General features: G+C 61.1%; 14 protein-coding genes. 10 read left to right on the top strand and 4 right to left on the bottom strand.

What is annotated here, in order from left to right:
• Positions 1-486: 486 nt before the first annotated feature.
• The 6 genes from thrC (at position 487) to ACVWZJ_RS00480 (ending at position 7,341) form a co-directional block, all read left to right on the top strand.
• On the top strand, positions 487-1,827 hold the full coding sequence (gene thrC, locus ACVWZJ_RS00505; protein WP_457393894.1) for a threonine synthase: 1,341 nt from the start codon (positions 487-489) through the stop codon (positions 1,825-1,827).
• 104 nt (positions 1,828-1,931) lie between these two features.
• Entirely contained in the window at positions 1,932-2,453 is a 522-nt protein-coding gene (locus ACVWZJ_RS00500) for a fasciclin domain-containing protein (RefSeq protein ID WP_011434359.1), read from the top strand.
• A 36-nt stretch (positions 2,454-2,489) separates the two neighbouring features.
• The gene (locus tag ACVWZJ_RS00495) at positions 2,490-2,765 is read left to right on the top strand and encodes a ubiquitin-like small modifier protein 1 (RefSeq protein ID WP_011434358.1); all 276 of its coding nucleotides are present in this window, start codon (positions 2,490-2,492) and stop codon (positions 2,763-2,765) included.
• A 26-nt stretch (positions 2,766-2,791) separates the two neighbouring features.
• Positions 2,792-3,370 carry a DNA-3-methyladenine glycosylase gene (locus ACVWZJ_RS00490; RefSeq protein ID WP_011434357.1) on the top strand — a complete coding sequence of 193 codons (579 nt, stop codon included), beginning with the start codon at positions 2,792-2,794 and terminating at the stop codon, positions 3,368-3,370.
• Between the two features lie 454 nt (positions 3,371-3,824).
• Entirely contained in the window at positions 3,825-5,069 is a 1,245-nt protein-coding gene (locus ACVWZJ_RS00485; protein WP_148202778.1) for a C39 family peptidase, read from the top strand.
• Positions 5,070-5,391: 322 nt separating this feature from the next.
• Positions 5,392-7,341 carry an NHL repeat-containing protein gene (locus tag ACVWZJ_RS00480; protein ID WP_457393890.1) on the top strand — a complete coding sequence of 650 codons (1,950 nt, stop codon included), beginning with the start codon at positions 5,392-5,394 and terminating at the stop codon, positions 7,339-7,341.
• A 45-nt stretch (positions 7,342-7,386) separates the two neighbouring features.
• Here the strand turns inward: ACVWZJ_RS00480 and ACVWZJ_RS00475 are convergent, their stop codons facing one another.
• Positions 7,387-7,824 carry a hypothetical protein gene (locus ACVWZJ_RS00475; RefSeq protein WP_457393887.1) on the bottom strand — a complete coding sequence of 146 codons (438 nt, stop codon included), beginning with the start codon at positions 7,822-7,824 and terminating at the stop codon, positions 7,387-7,389.
• A gap of 210 nt (positions 7,825-8,034) precedes the next feature.
• Here ACVWZJ_RS00475 and ACVWZJ_RS00470 point away from each other — a divergent pair, with 210 nt between their 5' ends.
• Positions 8,035-8,562 carry an adenine phosphoribosyltransferase gene (locus tag ACVWZJ_RS00470; RefSeq protein WP_011434353.1) on the top strand — a complete coding sequence of 176 codons (528 nt, stop codon included), beginning with the start codon at positions 8,035-8,037 and terminating at the stop codon, positions 8,560-8,562.
• 5 nt (positions 8,563-8,567) lie between these two features.
• Here ACVWZJ_RS00470 and ACVWZJ_RS00465 read toward each other — a convergent pair whose 3' ends face one another.
• The 3 genes from ACVWZJ_RS00465 to glyA form a co-directional block, all read right to left on the bottom strand.
• Positions 8,568-9,134 (bottom strand): hypothetical protein, encoded by a 567-nt coding sequence (locus ACVWZJ_RS00465; RefSeq protein ID WP_457393884.1) that lies wholly within the window; start codon positions 9,132-9,134, stop codon positions 8,568-8,570.
• 98 nt (positions 9,135-9,232) lie between these two features.
• On the bottom strand, positions 9,233-10,342 hold the full coding sequence (locus tag ACVWZJ_RS00460; protein WP_414342225.1) for a glycosyltransferase family 4 protein: 1,110 nt from the start codon (positions 10,340-10,342) through the stop codon (positions 9,233-9,235).
• A 24-nt stretch (positions 10,343-10,366) separates the two neighbouring features.
• Positions 10,367-11,692 (bottom strand): serine hydroxymethyltransferase, encoded by a 1,326-nt coding sequence (glyA, locus tag ACVWZJ_RS00455; RefSeq protein WP_049749659.1) that lies wholly within the window; start codon positions 11,690-11,692, stop codon positions 10,367-10,369.
• Positions 11,693-12,063: 371 nt separating this feature from the next.
• On the opposite strand from glyA, the gene psaM reads away from it, so the two are divergent.
• The 3 genes from psaM to purL all read left to right on the top strand — a co-directional run bounded on the left by psaM (position 12,064) and on the right by purL (position 17,204).
• A complete protein-coding gene (gene psaM / locus ACVWZJ_RS00450) occupies positions 12,064-12,156 on the top strand; it encodes a photosystem I reaction center subunit XII (RefSeq protein WP_011434349.1) in 93 nt (30 codons plus the stop codon).
• 206 nt (positions 12,157-12,362) lie between these two features.
• Positions 12,363-14,876: an ATP-dependent DNA helicase RecG gene (gene recG, locus ACVWZJ_RS00445; RefSeq protein WP_414408264.1), complete on the top strand. Its 2,514-nt coding sequence runs from the start codon at positions 12,363-12,365 to the stop codon at positions 14,874-14,876.
• A gap of 21 nt (positions 14,877-14,897) precedes the next feature.
• The gene (purL, locus tag ACVWZJ_RS00440; protein WP_011434347.1) at positions 14,898-17,204 is read left to right on the top strand and encodes a phosphoribosylformylglycinamidine synthase subunit PurL; all 2,307 of its coding nucleotides are present in this window, start codon (positions 14,898-14,900) and stop codon (positions 17,202-17,204) included.
• Positions 17,205-17,272: the final 68 nt, after the last annotated feature.

Here is a 17,272-nt window from a genome sequence, read left to right as displayed (position 1 = left end):
AAATGAATAGCCGGGATCCCCGGTCTTTTAATTTTCAGGTTATTTCAGCTCGCTTATCCAGCTTAGCGATGGCGGCAACGGATAGGGTTATTTGCGACCGGCCTGAGGCAGGCAGAGCAGTAGGGAAAGTTTTCTGTTGCCCTGGGAAATAAAGTTGGGTAGAGGCTCAGTTCCCAGCCTAAGTCACCTGCCTGATTGAAGAGTTGAAGAGACCTCAGGGCGCTGGGATCAGCTCCCCCAAGGCTGCCGATAGCAGGGGATCCCAGAGGAAAGGGCAGAGTCGCCCAAGGGATGTTGCGGCTCATACAAACACCAGACAGCCCGCCTGAGAGAGCCAAGCACTGATTCCATTATCCTCAACCGGATCTAATCCAGACTATTTTAGTCGGGTTTAGTTGACGCGGCAGATTGCGGGTGATAAGATTCCCCCCAACGATAGGTAAGTTCAATCCAGCGCCCACCCTTTCCTTCACCTTGAGGCTGCCCATGTCCCAAACTCTTTCCGAACGCCCGCTCAGCCCTGCCGATTCCCCGTTGGCCTCTGCCTTGCACAGCTCCAAGGTGGGCTTCAGCCGTTTGCGCTGTCGGGAGTGTGGCGCCGAGTATGAGCCGGTCGCCAAGCATGTTTGTGAGCTGTGTTTCGGCCCCCTGGAAGTGGCTTATGACTACGACTGGCTGAAGCGCACGGTTAGCCGTCAGAGCATCCAGGCCGGGCCGCATTCCATCTGGCGCTATCGGCCTTTTCTGCCGGTGACTTCTGAGAAGCCCATTGATGTGGGCACGGGCCTGACCCCGCTGGTTAAGGCGGAGCGGCTGGGTCGGCGGCTGGGGTTAAAAAATCTTTACATCAAGAACGATGCCGTCAACATGCCCACCCTCAGCTTCAAGGATCGGGTGGTGTCGGTGGCGCTGACCCGTGCCAAGGAGCTGGGCTTTACCACCGTCTCTTGCGCCAGCACGGGCAATCTGGCCAACTCCACCGCTGCCATTGCCGCCCATGCCGGCCTGGACTGCACCATCTTCATCCCGGCGGACTTAGAAGCGGGCAAGGTGCTGGGATCCCTGATTTACAACCCCACCGTTATGGCTGTAGAGGGCAACTACGACCAGGTGAACCGCCTCTGCGCCGAGGTGGCGGATCGCTACGGCTGGGGCTTCGTCAACATCAACCTGCGCCCCTACTACTCAGAAGGCTCCAAAACCCTGGCCTATGAGGTGGCGGAGCAATTGGGTTGGCAACTGCCGGATCAGGTAGTGATCCCGCTGGCCTCGGGATCCCTGTACACCAAGGTTTACAAAGGCTTCCAGGAGTTTGTGAAGGTGGGGCTGGTGGCGGATAAGCCGGTCACCTTCCACGGCGCCCAGGCGCAGGGATGTTCGCCCATTGCCCAAGCCTTCCGCGAGGGACGGGATTTTGTCACTCCGGTTAAGCCCAATACCATCGCCAAGTCCATCGCCATCGGCAACCCTGCTGACGGGATCTACGCCCTGGAGATCGCCCGCAAAACCGGCGGCCAGATCGAGACGGCTGCCGATCCGGAGATTGTTGCCGGCATCAAGCTTTTGGCCGAGACCGAAGGCATCTTCACCGAAACCGCCGGCGGCACCACCATTGCCGTGCTCAAACACCTGGCAGAGTCCGGCCAACTTGATCCCGAGGCGGTTACAGTAGCCTACATTACCGGCAACGGCCTGAAGACCCAGGAGGCGGTTCAACCCCACGTAGGCCATCCTCTGGTGATCTCGCCCAGGCTGGAGAGCTTTGAACAGGCTTTGGAGCGCGCCCGCACCCTAGAGCGGCTGGACTGGCAAGAGGCATCAGTATGAACTCGGTTTGCAGGGAAGACCCTCTCCACTGCCTCTTAACAGGATCTTAATGAAGAACTGTTAAGATCCCTGGCGTAGACCTATTGGCTCAGGAGCTTTGCACAGTGCCTATCTTTCCTTCTGTTCAACGCCTTGTTCGCCGTTGGATCCCGTTGGCGGCTGTAGTGGCCCCGCTTGTCTTTGCTCCTGCGGCCCAGCCTCAAGGGCTGAACACCATTGCCGTTGAGCTGGAAACTTTGCCCAGCAGCTACTCGACGCTGGCGGCAGCTTTGCGGGCGACGGGCCTGAATACGGCGTTGGCAGGGCCGGGGCCGTTCACGGTCTTTGCCCCTTCCGATGTGGCCTTTGGGCAACTGCCGCCGGGTACGGTGGAGACGCTGTTGCAGCCGGCCAGCCGGGCTCAGCTCACCCGCATTCTCACGTATCATGTGGTGCCGGGGCGGATTACCTCGTTTGACCTGCGGCCCGGCCAATCGACCACTCTGACCACCTTGGCAGGGCTGCCGCTGCAGGTGCAGGTGGGATCCGATGGCAGCATCCGGGTCAACGGGGCTAACGTGAACCTGGCGGATATTCCAGTTTCCAACGGCGTGATTCACGGCATCGATGGGGTGCTGCTACCCTAGTTTTTTGATGTTGGTTAATGGACGAGGCATTGGGCTATGGCAGTCAAGGTGCTGATTCCCAACACGCTGCGGGCGCTCACCCAGGATCAGGGGGTGGTGAATTGCGAGGGATCCACCATCCGCGAATTGTTGGATGCTTTGGAACAACGCTGTCCGGGGATTAAGGCGCGGCTGTGCGATGAGAAGGGGGAATTGCGCCGCTTCGTCAACTTTTATGTGAACAGCGAAGACATTCGCTTCCTCAAGGGATGTGACACCCCTCTGCAAGATGGGGATGAGGTGAGCATCGTCCCTGCCGTTGCTGGGGGCTGAGGGCTGCCAAGCCTGCCGTGGACGCTGTGGAGTGGTTGAGCCAGCCGGCCCCGCTGGTGGCACCTGCCTTGCTGGGCATGGTTCTGGTGCGGCAATTTGCCGATGGGCTGCAGGTGCGGGCCCAGATCGTAGAGACGGAGGCCTACACGGCTGGGGATCCGGCCTGCCATGCCTACCGCCGCAAGACCCAACGCAACCAGGTCATGTTTGGCCCGCCAGGGCATCTCTACATCTATCGCATCTACGGCCTCTACCACTGTCTAAATATCGTTACCGAGCCAGAAGGGATCCCGGCGGCGGTTCTGATCCGGGCAGCTCAGTTGGATCGCCTGCCAGACTGGATCCCGGCCAACAAACAGAATCAGCCAGCACGGGCGGCGGCGGGGCCGGGCCTGCTCTGTCAAGCACTGCGCATCGACGGATCCCACAACGGCTGGCGGCTAGAGCGGGCGGAAGCCGGCCAGGAAGGCATTTGGCTGGAGGGATCCCCCTCTTGGCAAACGCAGTTGTCCATCGTCCAAACCACCCGCATCGGCATCACCCAAGGAGCCGAGATCCCCTGGCGCTGGTACATTGGTGGACATCCGGCGGTGTCGCGCTATTAGTGGGGGCAGGCGGACAATGCTCGCAGAAGGCAGTGGCTAAAGGACTCCGTCCCGCTTACGCGAACGGCAGGGGCTGCCTGGGCTGGTCAGCGGGGTTGTGCTGCTCTTGCTGGGGTTGCCCGCGTTGGCCCAGCCTGTTCCAACTTTTCCAGGACTGATACATTTACGCTGAACACTGCTGAACATCACTGTTCAACTATGCAGCGATAGCATTCTGTTTGTTTCCATTCGCGTTAGCGGGACGGAGTCCAAACAGAATGGCGGTATCCCGCAAAGCTTTGAGTAGAATACCCAAAGCGCAGTTTCCGTGTCGTCTTACTACCAATTTTCTGCTTTGCTTTGGCTACCATGTTGGCAGACTCGAAAGTAAACAGAAAGATCAACTGGTAGTAATCCGTACTGAACATATTATACATTATTTTCAGTATAGTTGAGCTTATTATTGACTAGAGTCATGCTCTTGACGATGCAAGCCCAGACCCACTTCACCTATCGCACCGGGTTTCAGCGCTGGCGGGCGGGAGAAGCTCAGGGGTTTCAGGACTGGTCAACCCAAGGGATCTGCCTGAACGCCCGAGGGCAATTGGTCTTGGATCCAGAGGGTTTGCGGCAAGAAGTCAGCCTTGAAGAGCCTGAGGTGGCGCTAAGGACTCCGTCCCGCTTACGCGATAATGCTCCGCACCGCTTACGCGATCGGGGGCGCCCTTTCTATCCCCTTGGCCCCTACTGGGTGGGAGAAGCCACCAGCCCAGCAGTCCCCACCAGCTTCCCTATGGTCGGGGCAATCGCTTCCTGGAATGCCACCACGCCCCCCGGCACCTGGTTGGAACTGTGGATTCGGGCCAAGCTTTCAGACCGCTGGACAAAGTGGTATCACGGCGGGGTATGGGCTGCGGATCCCTTGACTCTGGCCAGCCACTCAGTGCAAGGACAAGGGGATGAGGATGGCAACCTGTACACGGACTTGCTGGTGCTCAAGGATACCCTCAACGGAGCAGAAGCCTTCCAGGTCAGGGTGCGCCTGTTCACGCAAGAGCCAGGCCGTTCTGCCGTTGTGGATCAGGTGGCAGTTGCCATTTCCAACGAGCCGGTCAGGCCCAGCCGCCTATCCCCTGGGGATCCCAGCCGCTGGGGCAAAATCTTGGATCTGCCTTGGTGCTCCCAGATGGTGTACCCCGATGGGGGAGAGGTCTGGTGTAGCCCCACCTCTTTGGCGATGGTGATGGCCTACTGGAAGCGGGATCCCCGTCCCTGTGAGGTGTTGGTGCGCGCAGCAGTGGCCGGTGTGTATGACCGGGTTTACCAGGGCCATGGCAACTGGGCTTTCAACGTCGCCCATGCTGCAGAGCAGGGTTTGTCCGGCGTGGTGGCGCGGCTGGAGAGCTTGGCCCAAGCAGAAGCCTGGATCGCGGCAGGGGTTCCGGTGGTCCTCAGCTATGCTTGGGGTGAGGGAGAACTGGAAGGGGCGCCAATTCCCAGAAGCAACGGCCATCTGGCGGTGCTGGTGGGGTTTGCTCGCGGCAGCGGTGCGGAGCAGTTTAGCCACGGGGATCCCATCCTCCACGATCCGGCGGCCAAAACCAACGAAGAGGTTCGCCGTACCTACCGCCGCGAACAGCTGGAGTCCTTGTGGCTGGAGCACTCCGGGGGTACCGTCTACTTGATTCATCCGCGAGAGTGGCCTGTCCCCACTCTATAGCCGAACCGGGCGAACGCGGGCAGCATCGACTTACAGCGCTACCGCTATGGCCTGGATGATTTCCTGGCCGCTGAAACTGCTATCTGGTCTTTCGGTGGGGATTTGAGTAAGGATAGATGGAGTGAGGAGTGCGACTCACCTGCGGGTGAGGATGGTTGGTCATGAATAGGAATGCGGTTCAGGGGCCAAGGCATTGGTCGAGGTGGCTCCTGCGGCAGAGAGGGTGCTGGGCAATTCTCGCCGGTTTGTACGCTGATGAAGGTAAGCGTGGGGGTTTGGGTTTCCGCCATTTCCCAGTTTGTGGGAGGGGATGAGCTGCATCATGCCACGACGGGCTTCCCTGACACCGCCACCTTGGCCTGCGCTGAGTGCCTTGGTGCTGGCTCTCTCGGGCTGTGGCGAGCTTTCTTCTTCTAGTCTGTCTCCCAGCGTTGTTCCCCCTGCGGCCCTACAGCCGGTTTTAACTCCAACTCCTCTCCCTCCCTCCCCGCTTTCTCTGACTTTCGAGCAAGCCCGCCAGTCCGGCTTGTCGGTGCCCAGCAACCGCATCGTTCTGCTGCTTCAGGAACAGGGATCCGATCTGGTGGCCCAGCTACCGGCCTCAGAGGTGGATCGCTGGCTGGCCCGCACCCCCACCTGGCCAGGGGTGGAAGGGATCGACCTGAGCATTACCCTGGGCACTTATCGCCAAACCGCCACTGCCCCTCTGCGCCTGGGGCAACCGGCCACTTTCACCTTCACCAATCCTCCCGCCGGAGAAGCGGAGCTCAGCGCCATCGCCTATCGGGGATCCACCACTCTGGCGCAGGGGAAGGGATCCCTGACCCTTTCTGCCCGCTCTGGGAGTTCTGGCAGTGTCAATCGTCCTCCCCAAGATACAGAGCGTCAGCGTCGCCTTTCGATGTTGGTGCTCTCTGAGGTGGGGGTGCCGCTGCTGCACAGTAGCTCGGCAACTCCCGCTCTCGGCCAGCCGTTGCTGCTCTCAGGGGAAAATCTGGAGCGGGTGGAAACAGTTCTCTTTGCTGCAGCAGCCAATCCCGAGCGCATCCTGAAGGGGGAAATTCGCTCCCGCAGCGGTGACCGTTTGGTGGTGATGCCGCCTTCTTCTCTTTCCGGCTCAGTTTGGGTTGCTGTTGCGGATGCTTCCGGGCAAGGGTTGGGCACTCTGGTCTACGATTGGCCTGCCGCTACTCCTTCCCCCAGCCCCTCTCCCACCCCCACTGCTCCGGCAGCATCGGCCTGGGTGGTGGAAACTTTGCTGGATGGCCGCACCTCGCCCGCGGCAGATCCTGTCGGCAACGCCCCTGATAACACCGGCACCGAGTCCAGGATCTACCTGCAGCAAATCAGCGGCATTGCTGTGGATCCTGAAGGAGCCTTCTATTTAGCCGATAGAGCCCAGCACCGCATCTTCCGGCTGTCTCCAGAGGGGGAATTGGAAGTTTGGGCCGGCACAGGCCAAGCAGGCCGCCGCGACGAAGCAGCCAATCAAGCTCAGTTTGACTCCCCACAGGGGCTGCTCTGGGATCCCAAGGGGGGATTGTGGGTGGCCGACAGCGGCAACCATTGCCTGCGCTATATCAACCTGCAACGACAGGTGAGCACCTTTGCCGGCACTTGTATAGCCGGATACCGAGATGGGGGGCTTGACCGAGCTCAGTTCCGGGAGCCATCTGGGCTGGCTTTGGGTTCAGATGGCAGCCTCTACGTTGCCGACCGCGCCAATCGCCGCATCCGCCGCATCACCCCTGCCGGTGAGGTGACCACCGTTGCCGGCACGGGCCAGCCGGGATTCGCCGACGGCCCAGCAGAACAGGCCCAGCTCCTGCAGCCCACGGCTCTGGCGGTGGATAAGGAGGGGAACCTCTGGATTGCCGATGGACATCGCCTGCGCCGGCTCTCTGCTGGCGGACGAGTGACCACCCTCTCCGGGGCAGAGCCAGGCTATCGGGATGGCCCCCTGGCAGAGGCCCGTTTTCAAACCCTGGGGGGGCTGGCCTTCGATGCGGCAGGCAACCTCTGGGTGGCCGACCGAGACAACCATCGCATTCGTCGTCTTCAGCCTGGGGGACAAGTTTCCACCTTGGCCGGACAGAATCAGCCCGGCTGGCAGGATGGCCCCACCTCGGCAGCCCGGTTTGAGCAGCCTGCCGGCTTGGCAGTCTTACCGGATGGCAGTGTGGTGGTGGTGGATGCCGGCTTGCCGGGCTTGCGTCGCATAAGCCGCGTTGCTTCTGGGCCTGTCACCCCAACCCCTGGGGGATCTCTGTAGGCTCTTGACAGGCCGCCGTCTCTCAGGTTTCACAGGGATCCCCATCTACTCAATCACCACACTCTTCGGGCCGGCGTTCACCTCTGGGCGACCCTGATTGAAGTTGGCCAGGAAGGTGTCTGGATCTTTGAGGCTGAAGACCAGCTTTTTGCAGGGCACTTGCAGCCCCACCGGCCTCAGCAACGGAATAAAAAGAGGCTTTTCCTGCACCAGTGGAATGGCAATTACCCCTTGGGTGCTGGTGACCGGGCCAACGATCCCCTGAAAATCGGTGCGCACGCCCAGTCCGTAGTACCAAGGCCAGGGGAAGCGCTCCCCTTGTCCCAACTCGCTCAGGGAGAACGTCTCGTTGAACAGGCTGCCCGCCCGCACAATGAGCTTGTCTTGCAGCAGATCGACATAGGCCGCCTCGCTACTCACCCCAAACAGAGCCAGCGGCAAACTTGCCAGGGGATTGGAGTCGATGGCCATGTAGTAGCGCATGAGAGATCTCCGATTTTACAGATGGGCGACTAGGTGAGCCGCGGCCCCCAGCCTTGCCAATTATAGAAAATCTTCCCCGTTGCCAGACTGACCAAAAGGGATCCCATCTGCCCATTAGCTAACCGAGTATGATGGGTTGCTTGGAGCGTCCTTTGAGGACTCCGTCCGAATAGCGCGAACAGCAAGCCACTGGCCAGCGAGGAAAACAGGATGGATCTGCGAGCCCTCATTCGCTTGGTGCCCGATTTTCCCAGACCCGGCATCCTCTTTCGGGATATGACCCCCCTGCTACAGGATCCGGCAGGCTTCCGGGCGGCTATTGAACAGTTGGCCGCCGGCACCACCGGCATGGGATCCCTAGATTATGTGGTCGGCATCGAGTCGCGGGGGTTCATTTTGGGGGCTGCTTTGGCACAACACCTGGGCTTGGGATTTGTCCCGGTTCGCAAGCCGGGCAAGCTGCCGCCGCCGGTGCTCAGCCAGACCTACAGCCTGGAATACGGCCAAGACCAGCTCCAACTGCACGCCCACGCCCTGCGCCCCGGAGAGCGGGTGTTGATCGTGGATGATGTCATTGCCACCGGGGGTACAGCCGCTGCCACCGCCCAATTGGTGGCCCAGAGCGGCGCTGAGGTGGGGGGATTTGCCTTCTTAATCGAGCTGGCCTTTTTGTCCGGCTGCAAGGCTCTTCCCCCTGGGATCCCTGCCCATGTGGTGATGGTAGAGGAAGGCAACTGAGTTCCTCAAGTAAGGTGCACCGACTGTTGGACGAGGATCCCTGGTGTTTTGGGCAAAGGTTGGCTCAAGCGTCTGATCTGAGCCTGCGCCTGCAGTTGTTCGTCAATCCAGTCCGCCAGTTCCCGCATGTAAAGCGCCACATGGATCGCCTGGTCGCGCTGTGCTGGCTCCACACCTTTTTCCGCCAGGCGGGCCAGAATGAGGGGATCGCTCAGCTCCTCCAGGGCGGCAAAGTCTTCCGGTTGGTCGAACCCCAGCTCTGCCATTTTCTCGAACACATACCCCAGCCGCAGGCCGGTGGCCTCGCACTGCCCCTCCAGTTGCCAGGGATCCCGCAGGGCCAGGGCAGCAGTTCGGTAGGCGGTTTGGGCGATGGAGCGCCAGGTGCCGCGGTGGATGCGCAGGCTGAGTTGCTGCCGATCCCAGCCCAGGGCTTCTCGCACCAACAGGCCGCAATTGCAGCGGGTGCTGTCCCGCCAGCAGTACTCCCAGTCCCAGAAGCCCCAGTGTTGGGATTGGATACGATCCGCGGTGCGGCGCAGGAGAGCTGCCAACTCAGGTGTGGGGCGCATGAGGCAACACAGAGCTAAACAAAAAACAACAAAACAAAAAACAACAAATATAGAGCGCCTCCAGTCTAGGCAGGCGAGCGATGGAGAACAAGCCCAGCTCAATCTTCTTTACATTCCTGGTCGCAACAGCATTGCGGAGCAACATATTCCTGTTCGGGCCTGTCCTCCGAGGGCAAAGCTCGTTGCCGTTGCCAAGCCCCCCAAGCCACCCCTGCCAACACCAGCGAGGCCCCGCCCAGGTAGGTGCCCCCTGCTGGCAAGCCCGCCAAGGCCAAGGCCAGGGATCCCCCCCAGAGGGTCATGGCGTAGATGAGCAGCACTGAATGCCGATGGGATAGGCCGGCTTTGAGCAAGCGGTGGTGCAGGTGGCCTTTGTCGGGATGGAAAGGCGACTTCCCCCCGGCCAGCCGCTTGAGGATTACGGTGGACATATCCAGGATCGGCACCGCCAAGATAAAGAAAGGCAGAGCCACTGCCAGCGTGGTCACCCCCTTGGCCACCCCGATCACCCCGATCCCAGCCAGGGTAAAGCCCAAAAAATAGGCCCCCCCATCCCCCATGAAGATCTGCGCTGGGTTGAAGTTGTAGCGCAAAAAGCCTAGGCAAGCTCCCGCCAAAGCCGCCGCCAGCATGGCCGCCGCCGGTCGATCCAGCAGCAGGGTTACGATCAGCATCACCACTGCCGCAATTCCCGACACCCCTGCCGCCAGTCCATCCAGCCCGTCCATGAAGTTGATGGCGTTGGCCATCCCCACCAGCCAGAACAGGGTAATCAGCAGGCTCAACCACACCGGAAAGGGCCAGATCCCTCTCCCGGGCAGACTGATGAACTCAATGCGCACCCCTACTCCCCAAGCGGCAGCAGCCACGCCGAATTGCATCAACAAGCGGGAAAAAGGCGACAGGTGAAACAGGTCGTCCGCCAGGCCAATCAAAAAAAACAAAACCCCACCGATCGTCACCCCCCAAATCTCGTACTCCTGCTCGGTGCGCAAGCCCCCAAAAGCTCCGGCTCCCCAGAGCAACAGCAGGGCCACCAAGTTGCCAAAAAAGATGGAAACCCCCCCCAGGCGCACCATCGGTTGCTGGTGGATCTTGCGCTCGTCGGGAAAGTCCAACTGGCCACTGCGGATCCCGACCGCCTTCACCACCGGGGTTGCCCACAGAACCACACAGGCAGCAGCCAGAAAGGCAACCAAGTAGGGCATAGCAAGCCGTGGCGAGGATTGCGGTTATCCCAAGTGGGGGTAGAGGGGGAAACGACGACAGAGCTGAGCCACCCGCTGGCGACACTCTTCCAACACAGCAGGCTCCTCAGGCTGAAACAGACAATCGGCGATGATCTCCCCAATTTCTTCAAATTCTACCGGCCCCAGGCCGCGGGTGGTCAAGGCTGGGGATCCCAGACGCAGGCCGCTAGCTACAAAGGGCGGCTGTGGGTCGAAGGGAATGGTGTTCTTATTGGCGGTGATGTGGATCTTCCCCATCAGCCGATCCGCCCGTTTGCCCGTCATTACCGGATCCGCCGCCCCAGTTTTTTCCAGCACCGCCGAAACCGAGCGCAGATCCAGCAACATCAGGTGATTGTCGGTGCCCCCCGAAACTAGCCGGATGCCTCGCCGTTGCAGGGATCCCGCCAGGGCTTGGGCATTGGCGATAACTTGGGCCGAGTACTGGGCAAAGCTGGGCTGCAGGGCTTCTCCAAAGGCCACCGCCTTGCCAGCAATAACATGCTCCAGCGGCCCCCCTTGACTGCCGGGGAACACTGCCTTATCCAGCTTTTTGCCCAGCTCTGGGTCGCGGGTGAGAATGAGCCCTCCACGCGGCCCGCGCAACGTCTTGTGGGTGGTGGTGGTCACCACATCGCAGAGGGGCACGGGGTTGGGGTGGTGTCCGGTGGCCACCAGGCCGGCAATATGGGCAATGTCGGCCAGCAGATAAGCTCCCACCTCATCGGCAATGGTGCGGAAAGCAGCAAAGTCGATTGCCCGCGGGTAGGCGGAGTAGCCGCAGATGATCAGCTTAGGCCGATGCTGCAAAGCCAGATCCCGCACTTGGTCAAAATCAATCCGCTCCGTCTGCGGATGCACCCCGTAGTGCACCACGCGGAACCACTTGCCGGAGACATTCACCGGCGAGCCGTGGGTGAGGTGGCCGCCATGAGACAAATCCATGCCCATGATCGTGTCCCCCGGCTGCAGCAGGGCCAAGAAAACAGCGAAATTGGCCTGCGCCCCGGAGTGGGGTTGCACGTTGGCGTGAGCCGCCCCAAACAGTTGCTTGGCGCGGTCAATGGCCAGTTGTTCAATCTCGTCAATAAACTCGCAGCCGCCGTAGTAGCGCTTGCCCGGCAGCCCTTCTGCATACTTGTTGGTGAGCACCGAGCCCTGGGCTGCCAAGACGGCAGGAGAGGTGAAGTTCTCGCTGGCAATCATCTCCAGGTGATCCCGCTGCCGGTTGAGCTCTTGCTGGATCAGGCGGTAAACAACGGGATCCGTTTCCGCCAGGATGGCCAAGCTATCCCGTGAGGTGGTCAGACTTTGTGGAGCAGCTACCATGATGACGCCAAGACCGAACTTCGCAGGAGGAATGGGCAAGAACTGCTTCGCCGTCGCGACGGCGTTGCGGAGCAACATCGTAGCATGACCCGCAAACCAGCAGCGCAGGCCCCGGCCTTTCTGCCTGGGGTAAAACCCCAAAACTGAGAAAGAATCCCTTGCTTTAGGGGTGGGGAGAATGTCAGTCGCGACAGCGTTGCGGAGCAACATCGATCCAAGCAGAGGATCTGGGAGCCACGGTCAAGCGGGATGGGCAAGGGCTGCTTTGTAAAGAATGTTGAGCTTTTCTTCTCGGTGTCAAGGCTACCCCTCAAGCTACGGTAGAGTGAGGGGGCTGACTTTTGTGCAATTCCACTGTTAGGGAGTTGGTTATGACGGACGCACAAGTTTTCACCATCCTGGCGATTGCCTTGGTGCCGGCAGTGATGGCTCTGCTTTTGGGATCCGCCCTGGCCCGCAGCTAAAGCTCCTGCATCTCCCAAAAAGTGCCTCTGGATCCCTTCGGCCTGCCCCGTCACGACAGTGTTGCGGAGTAATAAGGCAGGCTTTTTTCTTTATCAAGGAATGGAAAGTGTGGCTTGCGCTGCTGCACTCCTTCGGTTGTCCTGCCGTTGTTGGCTAAAGTTGGATTGATAAGGAGCACTCCCGGCAGCCAAGCAACTTGAGCCAGGTGGATCTACAGCGGCTTCAGCGCGCCCTTTCCCTAGAAGCAGAGGTGGGGTTTACCGACCTGCGGGGGCGAGAGCAGACCTTCTCCCAATTTTTGGGGAGTGTGTTCGGACAGGATCCCCCCTCTGACTGGGTGCTGAATGGAGATGACCGGCGGCGATGGAAAGAACTGGGATCCCGCTATACCCTGTATTCCGAGCTGGAGCTGCCCGAACGCCAGCACCTGGTGGCCGAAACCCGCCGCTGGCTGGAGCGAGTCCGACGTCAGCAAGAGCTGTCCCGACCGAGTTCCCACCAACCTGGCTCGTTTGCAGCCTCGTTGCCACAGCGCTCTGGTTTCCCTGCCGTAGGCGTAGCAACAACCCCCCCAGAGGCAGGGCGGAGCACGATTTCCCCATCTCTCCCTGCCGGCCTCAGCCTGGAGCAGCCGCTGCAGTTTCTCAAAGGGATTGGTCCCAAGTCGGCGGAGAAACTGGCACAACTGGGCCTACACAGCGTGCGGGATGCCCTCTACTACTTCCCCCGCGACTACCTGGACTATTCCCGGCGGGTGCTCATCCGCCAAGCCAAGGTGGGGGAGACCGTTACCCTTGTAGGGACGGTGAAAAGTTGCAGTTGCTTTACCAGCCCCAAGAATCCCTCGCTGACCATCTTCAACCTAAAGATTGCCGACAAAAGTGGTGTAATTACCCTCAGCCGCTTCTACAGCGGGCGGCAGTTTGCCCAGCGCAGTTGGCAAGCTTCCCTGGAGCGGCAATACCCCAAGGGGGCCCTGGTGGCTGCCAGCGGCCTGGTCAAAAAGGGCCGGTTGGGCCTAACGCTGGATAACCCGCAACTGGAGGTGCTGGGGGGAGAGGGCGAGGAGCTGGACAGGCTGGGCAAGATCTTGCCAGTTTACCCTCTCTCAGAAGGGATCCCCGCCGATCTGGTGCGCAAGGCGGTGCAACTGGCTTTGCCGGCGGCGGCCTTGGTGGAGGATCCCTTGCCGGCGGATCTCAAGCGGCAGTTGCAGCTTTTGGACTTGCCTGTTGCCCTGCAGCAGATCCACTTTCCTGAGACCCGAGAGCTGCTGGCCCAGGCCCGGCGGCGGCTGGTGTTCGATGAGTTTTTCTACCTACAACTAAGCCTATTGCAGCGGCGACACCGCTATCGTGCCCAAGCTCAGGCCATACCTCGTTACCAGCCGGCTAGAGGGGAGCTGTTGGATCGCTTCTACCAAATCCTGCCCTTTCAGCTTACCGCTGCCCAGCAGCGGGCCATCGACGAGATCCTAGCGGATCTGCGGGATCCCTTGCCCATGAACCGCCTCTTGCAGGGAGATGTGGGATCCGGCAAAACCGTGGTGGCGGTGGCAGCTGTGCTGGCAGCCATTCAATCCGGTTGGCAGGCGGCCCTCATGGCTCCCACCGAGGTTTTGGCCGAGCAACACTACCGCAAGTTGGTGGAATGGCTCAGCCAGCTGCAGGTGCCCGTTGAACTGTTGACTGGATCCACGCCCCCTGCTAAGCGCCGGGAGATCCTGCGGCAGTTGCAGACCGGGGAATTGCCCTTGGTGGTGGGCACCCATGCTCTCATCCAGCCGGCAGTGCAGTTTCGCAACCTGGGCTTGGTGGTCATCGACGAGCAGCACCGCTTTGGCGTGGAGCAGCGGGCCGCTCTGCAACAGAAAGGGGATCACCCCGATGTGCTCACTATGACCGCCACCCCCATCCCCCGCACCCTCACCCTGGCCCTGCATGGGGATCTGGATGTTACCCAAATTGACGAGCTGCCGCCGGGGCGCAAGCCCGTGCACACCCTGGTGGCCCGGCCAGGGGATCGCCTGCAGGTGATGCGGCTTATCGAGCGGGAAATTGCCCAAGGGCGGCAGGCCTACGTGGTGCTGCCGTTGATTGAAGAGTCGGAGAAGCTGGATCTCAAATCTGCCATCGAGGAACACCAGCGTCTGCAGGAAAAGGTCTTCCCCCAATTTCGGGTGGGCCTGCTGCACGGGCGCTTGACCAGTAGCGAGAAGGAAGCTGTCATTGCGGCCTTTCGCCGGCGGGAGCTGGATATTCTGGTCTCTACCACGGTGGTGGAGGTGGGGGTAGATGTGCCCAATGCCTCGGTGATGCTGGTGGAGCATGCGGAGCGCTTTGGGCTCTCCCAACTGCACCAACTGCGGGGGCGGGTAGGGCGGGGATCTGACCAGGCCTACTGCATCCTGATGACAGGATCCAAAAGCGAGGAGGCCCTGCGGCGGCTCAAGGTGCTGGAGCAGTCCCACGACGGGTTTTTCATTGCCGAGATGGATCTGCGCTTCCGCGGCCCAGGGGAGGTGATGGGCACCCGCCAGTCGGGGCTACCCGATTTTGCCCTGGCCAGCCTCATGGAGGATCAAGAGGTGCTGCAGCTGGCCCGCCAAGCGGCAGAGCAGCTTATTGTCCAAGACCCCGACCTGAAGCGCTGGCCCCCCTTAAGCCGCATACTGGAAGAGCGTCAGGCCCGTCTCTTGGGCCCTGGGTTGTTGACCTAAGCTAGGGGCAATTGGAGCACTATGCCCTATACTCTCGAAGACTTAAAAGCCCACGGCCTTTCCCCGGCGGAATATCAACAGATCCAGCAGCAGCTGGGCCGGGATCCCAACCCCAACGAGCTGGCCATGTTTGGGGTGATGTGGTCAGAGCACTGCTGCTACAAAAACTCCCGCCCTCTGCTGAAAAACTTTCCCACCACGGGCGAGCGGGTAGTGGTGGGGCCGGGGGAAAATGCCGGCGTAGTGGATCTGGGGGAGGGGGATTGGCTGGCGTTTAAGATCGAGTCCCACAACCATCCTTCGGCAGTGGAGCCCTTCCAGGGGGCAGCTACCGGCGTGGGAGGGATCCTGCGGGATATCTTTACCCTGGGCGCCCGTCCCATTGCCCTCCTCAACTCGCTGCGCTTTGGGCCGCTGACCGATCCCCGCAACCGCCGCCTCATGGCCAGGGTGGTGGAAGGGATCGCCCACTACGGCAACTGTGTTGGGGTGCCCACCGTAGGCGGCGAGGTGGCCGTGGATCCCTGCTACAGCGGCAATCCCTTGGTCAACGTCATGGCCCTGGGGCTGCTGGAGACGCCGGCAGTGGTGAAATCGGCAGCGCGGGGGGTGGGGAACCCGGTCTTGTACGTGGGCGCCACCACCGGGCGGGATGGCATCCGCGGGGCCAGCTTTGCCAGCGCCGAGCTCAAGGAGGATGCGCAGCAGGATCGGCCGGCAGTGCAGGTGGGGGATCCCTTCCTGGGCAAGTGCCTCATCGAGGCCTGTCTGGAGGCCTTTGCCACAGGAGCTGTGGTGGCTGCCCAGGATATGGGGGCAGCCGGGATCACCTGCTCCACCGCGGAGATGGCCGCCAAGGGAGGGGTGGGGATCCGCTTTGACCTCGACCGAGTGCCGGCGCGGGAAAGCGGCATGGCTGCCTGGGAATACCTGCTCTCGGAATCCCAGGAGCGGATGCTGCTGGTGGTGCAAAAAGGCCGCGAGGCGGAGGTGATGGAGATCTTCCACCGCTGGGGTTTGCAAGCTAGTGTGGCCGGGGAAGTCATTGCCGAGCCGCTGGTGGAGATCTGGCACCAGGGATCCTGCGTGGTGCAGGTGCCGGTGCGGGCTTTGGCCGAAGACACCCCCGTCTATGTCCGTCCGGTGTTGCCAGAGCCGCCAGCCTACGTGCAGGCAGCGTGGCAATGGGATCCCGCCACTCTACCCCCTTGTGATTGCCAGGGGATCCACCTCGCTCAGGCAACGCTGGCATGGAAAGAGGTGCTGCTGCAGCTTTTGGCCAGCCCCACCCTAGCCAGCAAAGCCTGGATCTATCGCCAATACGACCACCAGGTGCAAAACAACACCGTCCTTTGGCCGGGCCAGGGAGATGCGGCGGTTATCCGCATCCGTTCCCAAAGGTTTGGCGTGGGCGAGGTGCCGCCCCTGCGAGCTTCCCGCAAGGCCATCGCTGCCACCCTGGATGGCAATGGCCGCTGGGTGTATTTGGATCCCTACGAGGGGGCCAAGGCAGCCGTGGCGGAAGCTGCCCGCAACCTCACCTGTGTGGGGGCCGATCCCCTAGCTGTTACCGATAACCTTAACTTTGGCAATCCCGAAAACCCGGTGGTGTACTGGCAGCTGGCCCTGGCCTGTCGGGGGATTGGAGATGCCTGCCGTGCCCTCGGTACGCCGGTAACGGGGGGAAACGTTTCTCTCTACAACGAGACCCTCACCCCCCAGGGATCGCAGGCTATCTACCCTACCCCTGTCATTGGCATGGTGGGTCTTATTCCCGACTTGAAATGCATCTGTGGCCAGGGGTGGCAGCAAGAAGGGGATCTCATTTACCTCCTGGGATCCCAGGCCCTCACCAGCTTGGGGGGCAGCGAGTATTTGGCGGTCATCCACCAGCAAGTTACGGGCCGGCCCGCGCCAGTGGATCTGGAATTGGAAAAGCGGGTGCAAGCTGCCTGTCGCCATGGAATCCGCCAGGGCTGGGTGCGCTCTGCCCACGACTGCAGCGAGGGGGGATTGGCTGTGGCTTTGGCAGAAGCCTGCTTGAGCGGAGGCCGCGGCGCAACCCTCTCCCTGGCTCCTGGATCCTTGCGCTGGGATCAAGCCCTGTTTGGAGAGGGATCCAGCCGCATCCTGGTTTCTGTGGATCCGGCCCAGCGCTCTGCTTGGGAAGCCTACTTAGAAGCGCAGCTTGCCGGCCAGTGGCAGCTTTTGGGAGAGGTGGGATCCCCTGCGGATCCCCTGCTCTTAAGGACGGCAGAAGAGGATCCCTTACTGGTGGTGTCTTTGGCAGCCATGCAGGCCGCCTACCACGGTGCCTTTTCGGACTAGCTGAGCCTCGGTTGGGAAACCGTTTTCTGCGCCCAGCTCCCTTCTCCCTTGGGGAGAGGGGCCAGAGG

Source organism: Thermostichus sp. OS-CIW-29, from assembly GCF_054058195.1.
Note: the sequence above shows the minus strand (reverse complement) of the source record. Positions and strands in the feature narration are given on the sequence as shown.

What these genes read in the sequence shown, in the direction of transcription:
- thrC (WP_457393894.1), top strand. Translation starts at nt 487, where the DNA reads ATGTCCCAAACTCTTTCCGAACGCCCGCTCAGCCCTGCCGATTCCCCG.
- ACVWZJ_RS00495 (WP_011434358.1), top strand. Translation starts at nt 2,490, where the DNA reads ATGGCAGTCAAGGTGCTGATTCCCAACACGCTGCGGGCGCTCACCCAG.
- ACVWZJ_RS00485 (WP_148202778.1), top strand. Translation starts at nt 3,825, where the DNA reads ATGCTCTTGACGATGCAAGCCCAGACCCACTTCACCTATCGCACCGGG.
- ACVWZJ_RS00480 (WP_457393890.1), top strand. Translation starts at nt 5,392, where the DNA reads ATGCCACGACGGGCTTCCCTGACACCGCCACCTTGGCCTGCGCTGAGT.
- ACVWZJ_RS00475 (WP_457393887.1), bottom strand. Translation starts at nt 7,824, where the DNA reads ATGCGCTACTACATGGCCATCGACTCCAATCCCCTGGCAAGTTTGCCG.
- ACVWZJ_RS00470 (WP_011434353.1), top strand. Translation starts at nt 8,035, where the DNA reads ATGGATCTGCGAGCCCTCATTCGCTTGGTGCCCGATTTTCCCAGACCC.
- ACVWZJ_RS00465 (WP_457393884.1), bottom strand. Translation starts at nt 9,134, where the DNA reads ATGCGCCCCACACCTGAGTTGGCAGCTCTCCTGCGCCGCACCGCGGAT.
- ACVWZJ_RS00460 (WP_414342225.1), bottom strand. Translation starts at nt 10,342, where the DNA reads ATGCCCTACTTGGTTGCCTTTCTGGCTGCTGCCTGTGTGGTTCTGTGG.
- glyA (WP_049749659.1), bottom strand. Translation starts at nt 11,692, where the DNA reads ATGGTAGCTGCTCCACAAAGTCTGACCACCTCACGGGATAGCTTGGCC.
- psaM (WP_011434349.1), top strand. Translation starts at nt 12,064, where the DNA reads ATGACGGACGCACAAGTTTTCACCATCCTGGCGATTGCCTTGGTGCCG.
- purL (WP_011434347.1), top strand. Translation starts at nt 14,898, where the DNA reads ATGCCCTATACTCTCGAAGACTTAAAAGCCCACGGCCTTTCCCCGGCG.